The organism is Verrucomicrobium spinosum DSM 4136 = JCM 18804 (genome assembly GCF_000172155.1).
Classification (GTDB): domain Bacteria; phylum Verrucomicrobiota; class Verrucomicrobiia; order Verrucomicrobiales; family Verrucomicrobiaceae; genus Verrucomicrobium; species Verrucomicrobium spinosum.
Window position 1 is genome coordinate 930824 of record NZ_ABIZ01000001.1, and the last position, 13678, is coordinate 944501.

Consider the following 13678-nt stretch of genomic DNA (forward strand, 5'->3'; position numbering starts at 1 on the left):
TGGCATGAACATTTGCACCTCTGCGCTGCTCACTGCGCAGCTGCTGAGGCGTGCGGAGCCAGTTCTCTCAGTGAGCCTTGTGCCGGTGGTGGTGGTGGCCCCGCACGAAGATGATGAGACCTTTGGCTGTGGTGGGCTCATTGCTCTGAAGCGCCAGTTGGGTGTTCCGGTGACGGTTGTCTTCGTCTCGGACGGAGGTGGCGGGTATCAAGAAGGAACAACAGCTCCTCCAGACATTGTGGTCACTCGCGAAAAAGAGGCGCTGAAGGCTACGGGCATCCTCGGCGTGCCGGCGGAGCAGGTCATGTTTCTCCGGTTTCCTGATACGCGCTTGAGCAAGCTCGATGCCTCCGAATGGCAACAGCTGGTATCCACGTTGGCGGAGTGCTTCAACCAGCAGGCGGAACTTGAGGTGTACGTGACGCATCAGCGGGACCTGCATCCTGATCATGAGGCGACCTATCGCGCTGTCGCGGAAGCCGTAGCACGCTCCTCTTCGCAAGTGCGGCTCTTCGAGTATCCCATCTGGATAAGGTGGATGGGGAAGTTCCACCGCAATCTACAGTGGTCGGACTTTCCCGGCCTGATCAAGGTTTCGATCGCCTCTGAGCATGCGACAAAGCTGCGGGCCATGCAGGTCTACGCCAGTCAGATCGGTTTGCTTGGGCGTGCGCATCTGCGTTGTTATGAGCAGGTGTGGGAGATCTTTGTGGAGCGCCCGCGTCCCAATCATCCATGAGCCCTCCACCCAAGCCATCCTGGTGGATGCGTGCACGGCATGTGCCCGGACGTCTGCGCACTCGTCTCTGGCTGCTGCTGGGGCGGCCCATGCCCATCACCTCGCAGGATCGCAAAGTGCTGGAGACGATCATCCTTGCCAAGGTGGCGGCAGAACGTCACCGCGTGCTCTTCGTGGGGTGTGAAATCTACACTGCGCACTATCGCACTTTCTTCCGGCGGAATGACTATCACACGCTCGACTATGATCCCGCGAAACAGCGCTACGGGGCGCGACAGCACAAGGTGGGCTCCGCCACCGAGCTGGACCGCTATTATCCTGAAGGGTGGTTTGATGCGGTGATCTTTAACGGCGTGCTTGGCTACGGGATTGATGAGCTCGCAGGCGCAGAGGCCGCTATCGCTGCGTGCCGTACGGTTTTAAAGCCGGGTGGTCTTTTAGTGGTGGGGTGGAATGACCGGCCCGAAGTGCGTGCGCTGGTGGAGGCCAGCCAGGAACTCAAGCGGGGATTGAACCCCGTGGTGTTTGAGCCACTCGGGGTGGTGCAGACCGAGCCCATCGATGTGGTGAAACACGTGTATAGTTTTTTTGTGAAGGAAGAAGCGGGGAGGCGATAGGAAAGCGCGGCCTGGATTGTCTATTGCTTCGCGCAAGCGATCTCCGTATTGCTCATGACGTCCTTGGCGTCAGAGCATGCGTGTTTGGGCAACTCCGCGTGATGCCCGCGCACCAGACCGCTGCAACTCCTTCGGGGTAGAGCTTCATTGAGTCTTCCTCGTACTCCACGCCAATAGCACGGTTGGCTGGCCAGCCTCGCTGTCCCCCACACCTCAGGTCTTCTGTCTTTCGTCTTCTGTCTGCGGCGTAGCCGCTAGAGCAACTTCTTCTTCTTGAAGTACCAGACGGGGAGGATGGCAGACATGACCACCGTGATCATCACCAGCAGGAAGGCGAGAGGGCTCTCTGCGACAGGGAGTTTTACGTTCATGCCATAGATGCTGGCGATGAGCGTGGGTGGCATGAAGAGCACACTGGCGACGGTGAAGATCTTGATGATCTGGTTCTGCTGGATGCTGATGAGCCCCAGGGTGGAGTCCAGCAGGAAGGCCATCTCCTGCGTCTGCTGGTTGGTGTAGTCGTCCAGGCTCTTCACGTCGCGTGCCACACTGCGGAACTGGGCGGCGAGTTCACCCTTCATCCAAGGGGCGGCATTGTTCAGGAAGTATTGGAGCATGCGGGCGATGCTCACTAGACACTCGCGCAGGTTTGCGACGAGGGCATTGCGCCGGCCGAGCAGCTTGATCACCTCGTTGAGGTCGCAGTTGGCTTTGCCGCCATCGGCGCGGTTCGGATCTACCACAAAGATGTCGCGGGACACGCCGCGCAGATCCGTCTCGATGTTCTGCAGGGTGTCCGCAATGCGGGCCACGATCATTTCCACCAGCAGGAGGAATACGGCATCACTGCTCACCGGTGTGCTGCACTGGCGGCGCACTTGATCGGCCAGTACGCGAAAGGCGAGCGGATCTGAGTAGCGCACGGTGGTGAGCGTGTCCGGGCTGACGACGAAGGTGATGGCAGACGTGTCGGGCTCAGGAGTCTCCAGTCCTACTGGCACCCATGCCGTCATGTAGAGAGCGCCTTTTTCAGAATACAACCGGCTGGACTCTTCGATCTCCTGCATCTCCTCGCGGGTGGGCAGGGTGTACTCCAGCCATTGTTCTGCTTCCACCTCCTCAGACCGGCTCGGATTGAGGAGGTCGAGAAAAACCAGGTTCTCCGGAAGCGGATGGGGTTTTTCATCGGTCCAGTCAATCAACTGGGCGTGCTCTGTGATGAGGCGGATCATGGGTGCGGGGTGCTGCCTCAGGCTTTATCGCTGCCGCCAAGGAGTGCAAGCCGGACATTGTGTCCTTTCTTGGAAGACAGGCATCAGCCTAATCCAAGACCTGATGATGTGCGATCACGAGAAGAGGTTTAATTCCGGTCCCGCGTTGGGGTTTTCGCGTGGCGTGCGCCGGGGAGCGGGTTTCTCGCGAACGAGAAGCGGCTCGTCCAATGCGGCGGCGTCCTCGTTGGGAGGGTGTCCCGCCTCAAGGCGTTCCAGGATATGGCGCGCACGGTGCAGCACCTTTTCCGGCAACCCCGCCAGACGGGCGACCTGGATGCCATAGCTCTTCTCCGCGCTGCCTGCGATGATCTTGCGCAGGAAAATGATCTGGTGATTCCATTCCTTCACGGCCACATTGTAGTTCTTCACCCCGCTGCAGGTGTGCGCGAGGACGGTGAGCTCGTGGTAGTGTGTCGCGAAGAGCGTGCGAGAGCCGATGTCGTTGTGCAAATGCTCGGCCACGCTCCATGCGATGCTCAGGCCATCGAAGGTGCTCGTGCCGCGACCGATCTCATCCAGGATGACGAGACTCTGGTCTGTAGCATTGTTTAAGATGAGCGCAGTTTCATTCATCTCCACCATGAAGGTGCTCTGGCCGCGGGAGAGGTCATCGCTGGCACCGATGCGGGTGAAGATGCGGTCCACCAGTCCCACTTCTGCACTGGCCACCGGCAGGTAGCTGCCAATCTGGGCCATGAGCGTTAGCAGCGCCACCTGGCGGATGTAAGTGCTCTTCCCGGCCATGTTGGGACCGGTGATGATGAGCACGCGGTTCTCCGCAGGTTCGAGTGTCGTGTCATTGGGTACGAATTTTTCCCCGGCAAGATTCTGGTCCAGCACAGGATGACGTCCATCGCGGAAGAAGAGATTGCGCGTCTCATTGAGCACCGGCCGCGTGTAGTTGAAGAGTCGCGCGGTTTCTGCCAGGGAGGCCAGCACATCCAGGGTGGCGATCGCTTCCGCTGTTTCCTGGATCGCTTCCAGATGCGCCATTGCGGCGCTGCGCAGCTTTACGAATTCCTCGTACTCCAGCGCCTTTGCCTTTTCATCCGCGCCGAGGATCTTGTCCTCCATGCGCTTCAGTTCATCCGTGATGAAGCGTTCGCCATTGGCGGTGGTCTGCTTGCGCACATAGTCCTTCGGCACGGCATCGAGGTTCGACTTCGTGATCTCGATGAAGTAGCCGAAGACCGCGTTGTATTTGATCTTGAGAGATTTGATTCCGGTGCGTTCGATCTCGTCGTTCTGCAGTCTGGCCATCCACTCGCGCCCCTGGGTGGAGGCACTGCGGAGTTCATCGAGCAGAGGGGAGAAGCCTTCGCGGAAGATGCCGCCTTCTTTGATCGTGGCGGGAGGTTCTTCCGTGATGACCTTCTCCATCTCCGCGGCCATCTGGGTGAGGTCGCGCATCTGCCCCATCAGGTCTTCCGCCAGCGGGGTGCGGGGCAGTTCTTCCAGGAGCACCTTGATGGCGGGCACGGCGAGCAGCGCTTGAGCGAGCGCAAGGAGATCGCGACCGTTGCCACTGCCCTGGCTGAGACGTCCGGCGGTGCGTTCCAGATCACGGATGTCTTTGAAGAGATCACGCGACTGCGAAAGCAGCATGGGCTCCTGAAGCAGTGCGGCGATGAGATCCTGCCGGGCGATGAGCTGCTGTAGATTCCGCAGAGGATGCAGCACCCAGCGGCGCAACTTGCGTGCGCCCATGGGAGTGCAGGTGCGGTTGAGAGAATGCAGCAGGGTGTGTTCCGTGCCGCCGCGACTGTTCACCAGTTCCAAGTGGCTCTGGCTTGCGGCATCAATCCAGACGCCTTCATAGGGCACGGCCACGCGCAGACGCTTGATGTGCGAGACGTCCTTGCGCAGTTGGAACTGCAGGTACTGCATGATGGCCCCGGCAGCGCTGATGGCCGCAGTGAGATGAGTGCAGCCATAACCATCCAGAGACTGCACCTTGAAGTGCTGCACGAGCGAGTGCACTGCCTGGTCGTGCAGGAAGAGGTAGCCTTCGCAGACCTGCGCGCCCTTTGAGCCGCCCACCTCGGCAAGCAACTCTGACTGCTCCTCCGCATACAACAGCTCCGATGGCATGATGCGGGTGAGTTCATCCGAGAGCGCGTTGGCCGAGTCGAACTCTGCGACCTCAAACTCACCGGTGGTGTGATCCACATACGCCAGGCCGAACTTCTTCCCCTCACGCCAGATGGCGGCGAGGTAGTGCGCCCGGCTTGCATCCAGATAGCGTCCATCTGTCACCGTGCCGGCGCTGATGATCTCGGAGACCTCGCGTGGTACGAGCTTGCCAGGCACCGGATCTGCCGTCTGCTCGCCTATGGCCACGCGTCTGCCAGCGCGGATGAGTCTGGCGATGTATCCCTGCGCGGCGTGATGCGGCACGCCGCACATCGGGATGCCATTGCGCTTGGTGAGTGCGACGTTGAGGATGCCTGCTGCTGTCTTCGCGTCCTCGAAGAACATCTCGTAGAAGTCGCCAAGACGAAACAACAACAGCACATCCGCTGGCAGTTCCCGCCGCATGGCGAGGTACTGCTTCATCATCGGGGTGGCTGCGGCATCGGTGGACATGGGACCCGCATCATGAGCGGGAATGTGCGAATTGCAAAAGGGGAAAAAGCGCAACGAAGCCTCGGGTCAGTGTCACTGAGCACGCGTGATTCATGACGTTGCGCAGCGATCATCAGGCATTGCAAACATGTTCACTGGCGGGCTCTCCAAGGTGCATGCAGGCCACTTCGACCCCGTCGAATGGGCCTTCAAGCATGCCCGGTGAAAAAAATTTATCGTTTTTTTGACGGCTCTTCATCCTCGCGCAAGAGCACAACATGTGGTGTGGCGAGGTCATGAATCAGCATCCACATGACCACGTGTTGTGCATGGATGTCATTCATGTGTGTCTGCATGAGTTCGTGGATGATGATGGGCGATGCAACGCTGCAAGCCTTGTCACACAAGGCTTGCAGCGCGCATGTGATGCTCAACACCCTTGCTTGGGTGTAAAAAGTTGCTCCGGACGTTTGTTAAGAAGCAACGGGTGCATGAAGGTTCGCGGAGGCATCATTCATCCCTGCACGACGCTTGAGCCGGGCATCATCACGCTCATCCACAACGGTGCGGTGATGATTTTCATGTTTGTTGTTCAAGAACTTTCGTGTTAAAACTCCATCGTCAGTAACCAATAACGATAATCGGAACGAAAGGAACACAAACCATGGCAACCAAGAAAGCATCCAAGAAAGCCGCCAAAAAGGCCGCACCTGCAAAGAAAGCCGCCAAGAAGGTGGCCGCCAAGCCGGCGAAAAAAGCTGCCAAGAAGGCCGCTGTGAAGAAGGTGGCGAAGAAGGCTGCCAAAAAAGCCGCCAAGAAAAAATAAGCACCTGCGACGCGGGCGGGCTGATGGCATCAAGTCTCAGCAAAAGCCAGCGCCGCTTTGAGACGAGGAGGCAGGTTCAATACAAAGCCTGAACGCTCCCCGCTCTCATCCCAACCTCGATTGTCCGGGCAGGTGTCCTGCCCGGACATGACAGGGGCTCAAAACTCAAGAGTCGAGTTTTCTGAGCGTGTACCGGCCCCGTTCCTTGGTATCGGGATCATCTTTCTCCCGGTCGGGCATGGCCAGCCCTTTGGTGATCAGCCTCCGCGCCTCATCGTTGCGGCGCATCTGGGCATAGGTCCTCCCCAGTTCAATCTGGTGCATGAGCCGCTCAGGATTGAGCGCGAGCGCCTTCTCCAGACAGCGGGCGGACTCCTCATTCGAGGCGGCAGGCAGGCTGCCATAGATGAACTGTGCCAGCGCGAGCTTGGTGCCGCCGATGTTGGCCAGCTCCTGATGCCAGCGCCCCAGCATGTGCCAGGCGAGATCGTTGCCTGGCTCCAGTGCGACGGCTTTCTCCGCAGAGGCTTTGATGACACGGGACCCTTCCAGTTTCTGGCGTGTGTCGAGTAGCGGCAGCAGCTTGCCCTGGCATACGGCCAGTGCCAGATGTGCATCGCAGAGGTTGGGATCTGCCGCCACCGCACGACGAGCGTATGCCAGTGCATTCTCTCCTTGTCGGGACTTCTCCTCAGGAGACGTGGCATCCGTCATCAGGTAGCTGTACTGTTTGGCGATGCATACCAGAAGCTTCGCGTTGCGGGGTTCCATCCCCTCCACCTGAAGGTAGAGGGGGAGGGCGGACTTCGGTTTTTGCTGCCGGTCAAATGCACTTGCCTGCGCCATGAGTTCCGCAGCGGTGGGCGCGGCCTGGAGCAGTGATGCAAGAGACAGGAGCGTAGCGGTGATGGCGATGACAGGGGCGGGCGTTTTCATGGCAGGGCGGTGGTGAAGCGAATCAAGAATCGGGCCAATCAAGCGAGTGGCTTCACAAAGCGGTAGTGGGACACAATCCATTCATTGCCGTGGTGGAAGCCCCACAGCTCTGCACAGGCCATATAGAAGACGCGCCAGTACACCCACCAGCGGGTGCGCTGTTCGCGGCCATACGTGTTCTCCAGCAGAGGCAGGATTTCCTCGCGATGGCGGTCCATGTTTGCCAGCCAGGCGTTGGCCGTCTTCTCATAGTGCTGACCGTTCACGGCCCACTGTTCCTGGATCTGGAGGTGCTCCTGGAAGTGCAGCAGCAGATCATGGGAGGGCATCTGGCCGCCGGTGAAGAAGTAACGCGCCATCCAGTCGTTCTCATGACGCACCTCATAGTGGTAGGCGATGTCGCGATGCGTGAAGATGTGCACGAAGAGTTTGCCGCCCGGCTTTAGCCAGCTCGCGACGCGGCGGAGCAGTTCGCGATAGTTCTTCATATGCTCGAACATCTCCACCGACACCACGCGATCAAACACGCCTTCTCCTTCGCCCGGGTAGTGGATCATGTTGGCCGTGCGCACGGTGAGGTTGGTGAGACCACGTCGCGCGGCTTCGGCATCGATGTACTGCTTCTGGGTGCGGGAGTTGGAGACGCTGGTGATGCGGGCGTGCGGATAGTGCTCCGCCATCCACAGGGAGAGTGAGCCCCAGCCGCAGCCAAGTTCCAGGATGTGCTGACCATCGATCAGTTGAGCCCGCTCGCACGTGCGGGCCAGCATGGCGGCCTCTGCATCATCCAGCGTCTGGCAATCCATGTCCCACCAGCCGGAGCTGTACTTGAGGTGCTTGCCCAGACAGAGCTGGAAGAAGCGTGTGGGCAGCTCGTAGTGTTGGTCATTGGCCGCATCCGTCTCCACCGCCACGGGGCTGGCCAGCAGGCTTTGAAGATGTTCGTTGAGGAGGACCTGACGGTACTCCACGTTTTCTGGACGGCGCTCATCCAGCGTGGCCTGTAGCCGTTGGCGGATGCCGAAGCGGATGAGGGCATCGGGCAACAGGTTCTTCTCAAGAAGGGTGTCAGTCAGGCTCATGAAGATTTTTTTGGGAACCAGGGCACGAAGGCGCTCGTGGTGCGTTGATACTCGCGGTAGGCTTCGCCTTTGGACTCCACGGCACACTTCTCGGTGAGAGGGATGCCCGTGACGCGCAACAGGAAGTGGAGGATGAGCAGCGGTGCGTAGAGTGTGAGCCATCCCCATGGCGAGCCGCAGGCAAAGAGCCAGAAGCCCCACCAGACGAGGGACTCAAAGAAGTAGTTTGGGTGACGTGAGTAGCGCCAGAGGCCCACCGTGCAGACCTTGCCACGATTCCCTGGGTCGGCCTTGAACTGCCTCATCTGCCGGTCTGCCACGCCTTCTCCTGTAAGGGCGATGAGCCAGAGGATTGCACCGGCAATCTCCCAAAGACTCAAGGGAGATGCCGGGTTGAGAAACGCCAGCAGCACAGGAATGGAAAGCAGCACAATCAACACTGCCTGCGCTTGGAAGAAGGCGAAGAAGCGGCTGCCCAGATGTCCCTGCCACTTTTTGCGCAGCACCTGGTAGCGCTCGTCCTCATGCGGATGGTGGCTCTTGATGCGGAGCAGCAGATACGTTCCCAGCCGCAGGCTCCAGCCCACGGCCATCACCAGGGCGAGCACATGGCGGGGTGCATATCCCGTGCCCCACGTGCAGACGGCGTAGAGGGGGGCCAGCACGCCGAGCGCGTAGGACCAAGTGATGTCCACAAAGCTGTAGTTGTCCAGCTTGCGGCTGAGCAGCCAAGTGAGGGTGAAGAGCACAAAGGCCACTGCGGCCCCGAGCAACAACAGCTGAGGGAAGGAGTTCATACGCGCTTTGTCAGCAGGGTTTCCAACGTCGCATCGGCCGGCAGGCGAATGAGCCGGATCAGTGCATACACGGCCATGGCGATGTTCCCCAGCAGGAGGATGGCAACCAGCCAGAGGACTCTGGCGAGGATGCGGCGCTCCAGATAGAACACCCAAATGTAGAAGGTGAGAAAGCCCCAGTACGCATCAAACAAGGTCGCAATGAACCACGGATGAGTGGCCACCTCACGCGGCACCTTCCACAGGGCACATTGCGTGCTGGCCCAGATGGTGACGCTGAGCATGGAGACCAGCACCACGATGAAAAAGACGCGGAGAAAGGGGACTGCTTTCATCTTCTTACCAGACCTCCCGGAGGGTGGGGTTGTTGGGGCGGGTGTAGCAGGCTTGCACCACGCTGATGTTGCGCTGGTCGAAAGCGGCCTCACAGTACTTGAGATAGTAGGTCCACTTCCGGATGAAGCGCTCATCAAACCCAAGGGCGAGGATCTCCTTGAGGCGTGCCTGGAACCGGTCATGCCAGAGGGCAAGCGTGCGAGCATAGCCCGCACCCAGATCCTCCAGCTCATGCATGAAGAGCGTGCTGGTCTGGTTGAGAGCTTTGTTCACCCGGCCTACGCTGAGCAGCAGGGAGCCGGGGAAGATGTGTTTCTGAATCCAGTCCACCCCTTTGCGCAATTGTGCATGGTTGCAGTCTGGCACTGTGATCATTTGCACGGCCAGGAGGCCTTCGGGTTTGAGCAGCTCCGCGCATTTGGCGAAGTAGGTTTCCAGATAGGCATCGCCCACCGCCTCCAGCATCTCGATGGAGGCGATCTTGTCGTACGTGCCCGTGATGTGGCGGTAGTCCTGGAGGCGGATCTCCACCCGGTCTGAGAGACCTTCGCGCGCCATGCGCTCCGTGGCGTAGCGATGCTGCTCTTCAGAGATGGTCACGGCGGTGACCCGGCAGCCATGCACCCGGGCGGCGTGGCTGCTGAAGCCCCCCCAGCCGCAGCCGATCTCCAGCACATGGTCTGTAGGCTGCAGGCGCAGCTTGCGGCACAGCGCCTCATACTTCTCCGTCTGTGCCTCTTCCAGGCTTTGACCCGGGCGGGTGAAGCGGGCGGCGGAGTAGGTCATGGTGGCGTCCAGCCACAGGGAGTAGAAGGTGTTCCCCAGGTCGTAGTGTTCCGCGATGTTGCGGCGGGACACCGTCACACTGTTGGGGCGCAGCCAGTGCTGCACACGGTTTACGAGCTTCAGCAGATTGAGGAGCGGCAGGCGCTGGGAGGAGCCTCTGGCCACGGGGTCGCGATGGAGATTTTCCACGAACCACTTCACCACCGCTCCGACATCCGGGGTTTCCCAGTCTCCCTCCACATACCCTTCGCCAAAGCCCACGTTGCCATAGAGCGCACACCTCTGGAAAAAGGCTTCGCGTTGGCGGATCCGGATTTCCGCCGTCACTTCAGCTTCTGCGTCTCCCAGCAGCCGGCTGGTACCATCGGGCCAGGTGAGGCGGAGCGTTCCGTGGCTGAAGCGGGAGAGTACCCGCATCACGAGTCCTTCGTAAAGGGTCCACGGCTGAAAGGTGGCGATGGAGGCCGGGTTACCTGCGCTTTCCAGTGTCAGAGTGTCGTTCATGATTTCGACGGGGTGTTGGCAGCGAGCGTGGCATGGGGGCGCAGCACCTGCTGCTGTAGATCGGGTCGGGAGGCTTTGCGGTGCACGGGCAACCGCTTCATCCACAATCGCAGCGCCTCCCAGTGAATGAGGAAGATGACCTTGAGCGTGAGCAGGGGGTACTTCACGGTGCACCAGAGCAGTCGCGTATCCGTCAGTGCCGTACGGGTGCCGGTCAGAGCGCTCAGCAGGACGCGCTCGTCCCCCTTCCGGTCATCCACGTGAATCTCCAGCCTCTCCCCGGGAACCCGGAGCTTGAAGTCGAAGCAGAGCTCGAGATCCATGAAAGGGGACACATAGAAATGTTTGGGCACGATGCGGCGGAAGCGCCCGTCAACTTCCTGGTCCTGCACCAGATAGAGCTTCTGCTCGTTGAAGGTGTTCGTCACCTGGGCCACTGCGCAGAGGGGTGCGCCTTCTGCATCGTGGCAGTAGAAGAAGCAGACGGGATTGAAGACGTAACCCAGCACGCGGGGGAAGCACAGCAGGTGCACGGTCGCGACGCGGGTTGTGTCCACACCTTCCTGGGCAAGCCAGGCCAGCAGGCGCTCTTTCACCGGCCCGGGCTGTGAGCCCAGATGATCGGCATCGAGAAACGAAAACACCTTGGGGCGATTGTGGCCCAGGAGGCGCAGCCGTTTGTCCAATGTGGGCAGTTCATCCAGATCCAGCCAGAGGTAAAACACCCGGTAGCGGAACTGGTGCACAGTGGGCGTGAGGCGGCGGTGCATCACCTCACATTCATAGATCGCGCTGGAGAGTGGCTTCACCATGGCTCCTCCCCCAGCAGATCCCGGCAGAGGCTCACCGCAGAGCCCAGGGCGTCCTCATGGAAACCATAGCGGAAATAACTGCCGCAATAGTAGGTGGTCTGGTCTGGCGACTGCCGGTTCAGCTCCGGCAGCTTCGTCTGTGCGCGTATGGCCTTCAGGTCAAAGAGGGGATGCTCATAGCGGATCGTTTTGAGCACGCGGTCCGGGGCGATGTCCTGCTCTCCGTTGATGGCGACGAAGTAGTTGGTGCGGTCTGACACCTTCTGCAGATTGTTCATCCAGTAGTGCGTACTGGTCTGCACCCCGCCGCCCGGCACCGGTTTCACATGGTAGTTCCAGGAGGCCCAGCAACGCCGGGTGCGCGGCATAAAGCGTTCATCTGTGTGCAGCGTGGCAATGTTGGGCTGGTACTGGAAGCACGGCAGCAGTTCCTCCTCCAGCGCTGTGGGGGCATCCAGGAGCGCAAAGGATTGGTCAGCATGGGCGGCCAGGATGACTTTGTCGAAAATCTCGCTGCTGCCGTCTGCCAGATGCACCCGCACCTGCCCGGGCAACTTCTCCACACGCACGGCGGCGCGGCGAAGGTGCACCCTGTCCCCAAAGGGGGCGGTGAGTTTTTTCACATAAGACCGTGCTCCATTGGTGACGGTCCACCAGGGGTGGCGCGTCTTCATCCCCAGGAAGCCGTGGTTGTGCCAGAACCGCATCAGCGTCACTGCCGGGAACTCGAGCATTCGTTCCGGGGGCGTGCTCCAGACGGCGGAGCCCATGGGGACGACGTAGAGATCGAGGAAATCCTGCCCATAGCCGCGGGTGCGCGCGTATTCCCGCAGGGTCATCTCCGCAAACCTTGGGTCGTCCAGAGCGGCCACCGTCTCCTGGTTGAAGCGGTGGATCTTCGTTACAAAATTCCAGAAGCGGGGGCGCAGCAGATTCCGCCGCTGCCCAAAGACCGTCTTCAGGTTGCGGCCATTGTACTCGATGCCCGTGGGATCATGCCGCACGCTGAAGGACATGTCCGTGCGCTGGGTGGGCACGTCCAGCTCACGAAAGAGCCGGGTCAGATGCGGGTAGGTGACGTGGTTGAACACCATGAACCCCGTGTCCACCGGGAGTTCCCGCCCCTCCTCCTGCACGGTCACCGTGTTGGTGTGACCGCCCGCGTAGTCATTCTTTTCAAAGAGGGTGATGTCATGCCGTCTGAAAAGAAAATGGGCACAGCCGAGTCCGGCTATGCCCGTTCCTAGGATGGCGATGCGCTTGCGACTCATGAGGTGTGTGTCCGGCTTGATTTCTCAAACACCTCACCTCACGAGAACTGCGAGGGGTGTCAGCCGGGTGATGCGCCAGCCCGCTCTTTTTGGATGCGGGCCTCTTCATAAATATGTGCGGGCACCGGCTTGAGCTCCCAGATGATGCCGCACCAGGAGAGCATCTTCAGCACATAGTAGCTGATATCAATCTCCCACCAGTAGAAGCCCTGACGGGCAGAGTGCATGTAGCGGTGGTGGTTGTTGTGCCAGCCTTCACCGAGCGTGAGCAGGGCGAGGATGAGGCTGTTGCGGGAGGTGTCCTCTGTGATGAAGCGGCGCTTGCCGAACACGTGGGCCAGAGAGTTGATGAAGAAGGTGCCGTGAAGCAGGGCCACGGTACTGATGAAGAAGCCCCAGATGAAGAGCTGGCCACCGTTGGTGCCAAGACCGGGGGCGAACTTCTCCAGGAGCCAGCCGACGAGCCAGAGGGAGGCGCCGTAGGCCAGGGGCACCACCATGTCGTGACGGTTCAGGAAGACGAGCTCCTTGTGCTTGGCAAGATCCTTCACACGGCTGTAGTCCGTGGGGAAGTTCCGGGGGCTGGTGATCCAGCCAATGTGGGACCAGAGGAAGCCGCGGATGGTGGGGGAGTGCACATCTGGATCTTCGTCCGAGTGCTGGTGATGGTGCCGATGGTGAGCCGCCCACCAGAGGGCACCGCGCTGCATGGCGGTGTTGCCAATGACGGCGAACATGAACTGCGCAAAACGCGAGGTGCGGAAGGTGCGGTGCGAGAAGTACCGGTGGTAGAAAGCGGTGATCGCGAACATGCGGATCACGTAGAGAGCGATGGCGGCCGCCAGAGCGAACCAGCTAAAGCCCACCCAGATGACGGCGAGACAGCCCCCGTGCAGGAGGATGAAGGGCACGCAGCGTTTGATATCGACAGTGTCCGCAGCGTTGCGGAGCTTGTCCTGGCCTTCAGGATGGTAGTCCGTGTCCCACCATTGGCGGAGCATGTCGGATAGATGCGCCCAGAGGGTGCGCTTTTTTGCGATACTTGGTGATTGGGATGTCATTCGAATTTTGTATTCTGGGTCCGCCCGTTAAAAACGGGCGGATTCGGAGTTGAAGGTGAATTGCCCGTGGCG

The 13678-nt window shown here is 60.1% G+C and carries 14 protein-coding genes; 4 read left to right on the plus strand and 10 right to left on the minus strand.

Going from position 1 to position 13678, the window contains the following annotated elements:
• Window positions 1–4 precede the first annotated feature (4 nt).
• Both VSP_RS03550 and VSP_RS33720 read left to right on the plus strand, forming a co-directional pair.
• On the plus strand, window positions 5–739 hold the full coding sequence (locus VSP_RS03550) for a PIG-L deacetylase family protein (RefSeq protein ID WP_157210718.1): 735 nt from the start codon (window positions 5–7) through the stop codon (window positions 737–739).
• Window positions 736–1356, plus strand: a complete 621-nt coding sequence (locus tag VSP_RS33720; protein WP_053332304.1) for a methyltransferase domain-containing protein — start codon at window positions 736–738, stop codon at window positions 1354–1356. Before VSP_RS03550 ends, VSP_RS33720 begins: the two co-directional genes overlap by 4 nt.
• Window positions 1357–1610: 254 nt before the next feature.
• Here VSP_RS33720 and VSP_RS03560 read toward each other — a convergent pair whose 3' ends face one another.
• Together VSP_RS03560 and mutS are read right to left on the minus strand one after the other, a co-directional pair.
• On the minus strand, window positions 1611–2588 hold the full coding sequence (locus tag VSP_RS03560; protein WP_009958796.1) for a magnesium transporter CorA family protein: 978 nt from the start codon (window positions 2586–2588) through the stop codon (window positions 1611–1613).
• Between the two features lie 114 nt (window positions 2589–2702).
• The gene (gene mutS, locus VSP_RS03565) at window positions 2703–5216 is read right to left on the minus strand and encodes a DNA mismatch repair protein MutS (RefSeq protein ID WP_009958798.1); all 2514 of its coding nucleotides are present in this window, start codon (window positions 5214–5216) and stop codon (window positions 2703–2705) included.
• Between the two features lie 275 nt (window positions 5217–5491).
• On the opposite strand from mutS, the gene VSP_RS41880 reads away from it, so the two are divergent.
• Window positions 5492–5806 (plus strand): hypothetical protein, encoded by a 315-nt coding sequence (locus VSP_RS41880; protein ID WP_157210719.1) that lies wholly within the window; start codon window positions 5492–5494, stop codon window positions 5804–5806.
• 53 nt (window positions 5807–5859) lie between these two features.
• Window positions 5860–6021, plus strand: coding sequence for a hypothetical protein (locus tag VSP_RS42900; RefSeq protein ID WP_009958804.1), 162 nt, complete (start codon window positions 5860–5862; stop codon window positions 6019–6021).
• 165 nt (window positions 6022–6186) lie between these two features.
• On the opposite strand, the gene VSP_RS03585 is transcribed toward VSP_RS42900, so the two are convergent.
• Genes VSP_RS03585 through VSP_RS03620 form a run of 8 tightly spaced genes read right to left on the minus strand, consistent with a single transcriptional unit; the run spans window position 6187 to window position 13546 of the window.
• On the minus strand, window positions 6187–6957 hold the full coding sequence (locus VSP_RS03585) for a tetratricopeptide repeat protein (protein WP_009958805.1): 771 nt from the start codon (window positions 6955–6957) through the stop codon (window positions 6187–6189).
• Window positions 6958–6995: 38 nt separating this feature from the next.
• Window positions 6996–8039: an SAM-dependent methyltransferase gene (locus tag VSP_RS03590; protein WP_009958807.1), complete on the minus strand. Its 1044-nt coding sequence runs from the start codon at window positions 8037–8039 to the stop codon at window positions 6996–6998.
• Window positions 8036–8836: a DUF1295 domain-containing protein gene (locus VSP_RS03595; protein ID WP_009958808.1), complete on the minus strand. Its 801-nt coding sequence runs from the start codon at window positions 8834–8836 to the stop codon at window positions 8036–8038. Before VSP_RS03595 ends, VSP_RS03590 begins: the two co-directional genes overlap by 4 nt.
• Entirely contained in the window at window positions 8833–9171 is a 339-nt protein-coding gene (locus tag VSP_RS03600; RefSeq protein ID WP_009958809.1) for a DUF1475 family protein, read from the minus strand. Before VSP_RS03600 ends, VSP_RS03595 begins: the two co-directional genes overlap by 4 nt.
• A gap of 4 nt (window positions 9172–9175) precedes the next feature.
• On the minus strand, window positions 9176–10462 hold the full coding sequence (locus tag VSP_RS03605; RefSeq protein WP_009958811.1) for an SAM-dependent methyltransferase: 1287 nt from the start codon (window positions 10460–10462) through the stop codon (window positions 9176–9178).
• A complete protein-coding gene (locus VSP_RS03610; RefSeq protein ID WP_009958814.1) occupies window positions 10459–11274 on the minus strand; it encodes a DUF1365 domain-containing protein in 816 nt (271 codons plus the stop codon). The genes VSP_RS03605 and VSP_RS03610 overlap by 4 nt, the downstream gene beginning before the upstream one ends.
• Window positions 11268–12545 carry an NAD(P)/FAD-dependent oxidoreductase gene (locus VSP_RS03615; protein WP_009958816.1) on the minus strand — a complete coding sequence of 426 codons (1278 nt, stop codon included), beginning with the start codon at window positions 12543–12545 and terminating at the stop codon, window positions 11268–11270. The genes VSP_RS03610 and VSP_RS03615 overlap by 7 nt, the downstream gene beginning before the upstream one ends.
• Before the next feature lie 59 nt (window positions 12546–12604).
• Window positions 12605–13546 (minus strand): acyl-CoA desaturase, encoded by a 942-nt coding sequence (locus VSP_RS03620; RefSeq protein ID WP_009958817.1) that lies wholly within the window; start codon window positions 13544–13546, stop codon window positions 12605–12607.
• Window positions 13547–13678: the final 132 nt, after the last annotated feature.

Bases quoted from the DNA above. Each gene is read 5' to 3' on its own strand.
- VSP_RS03550 (WP_157210718.1), top strand. From the start codon at position 5: ATGAACATTTGCACCTCTGCGCTGCTCACTGCGCAGCTGCTGAGGCGT.
- VSP_RS33720 (WP_053332304.1), top strand. From the start codon at position 736: ATGAGCCCTCCACCCAAGCCATCCTGGTGGATGCGTGCACGGCATGTG.
- VSP_RS03560 (WP_009958796.1), bottom strand. From the start codon at position 2,588: ATGATCCGCCTCATCACAGAGCACGCCCAGTTGATTGACTGGACCGAT.
- mutS (WP_009958798.1), bottom strand. From the start codon at position 5,216: ATGTCCACCGATGCCGCAGCCACCCCGATGATGAAGCAGTACCTCGCC.
- VSP_RS41880 (WP_157210719.1), top strand. From the start codon at position 5,492: ATGAATCAGCATCCACATGACCACGTGTTGTGCATGGATGTCATTCAT.
- VSP_RS42900 (WP_009958804.1), top strand. From the start codon at position 5,860: ATGGCAACCAAGAAAGCATCCAAGAAAGCCGCCAAAAAGGCCGCACCT.
- VSP_RS03585 (WP_009958805.1), bottom strand. From the start codon at position 6,957: ATGAAAACGCCCGCCCCTGTCATCGCCATCACCGCTACGCTCCTGTCT.
- VSP_RS03590 (WP_009958807.1), bottom strand. From the start codon at position 8,039: ATGAGCCTGACTGACACCCTTCTTGAGAAGAACCTGTTGCCCGATGCC.
- VSP_RS03595 (WP_009958808.1), bottom strand. From the start codon at position 8,836: ATGAACTCCTTCCCTCAGCTGTTGTTGCTCGGGGCCGCAGTGGCCTTT.
- VSP_RS03600 (WP_009958809.1), bottom strand. From the start codon at position 9,171: ATGAAAGCAGTCCCCTTTCTCCGCGTCTTTTTCATCGTGGTGCTGGTC.
- VSP_RS03605 (WP_009958811.1), bottom strand. From the start codon at position 10,462: ATGAACGACACTCTGACACTGGAAAGCGCAGGTAACCCGGCCTCCATC.
- VSP_RS03610 (WP_009958814.1), bottom strand. From the start codon at position 11,274: ATGGTGAAGCCACTCTCCAGCGCGATCTATGAATGTGAGGTGATGCAC.
- VSP_RS03615 (WP_009958816.1), bottom strand. From the start codon at position 12,545: ATGAGTCGCAAGCGCATCGCCATCCTAGGAACGGGCATAGCCGGACTC.
- VSP_RS03620 (WP_009958817.1), bottom strand. From the start codon at position 13,546: ATGCTCCGCCAATGGTGGGACACGGACTACCATCCTGAAGGCCAGGAC.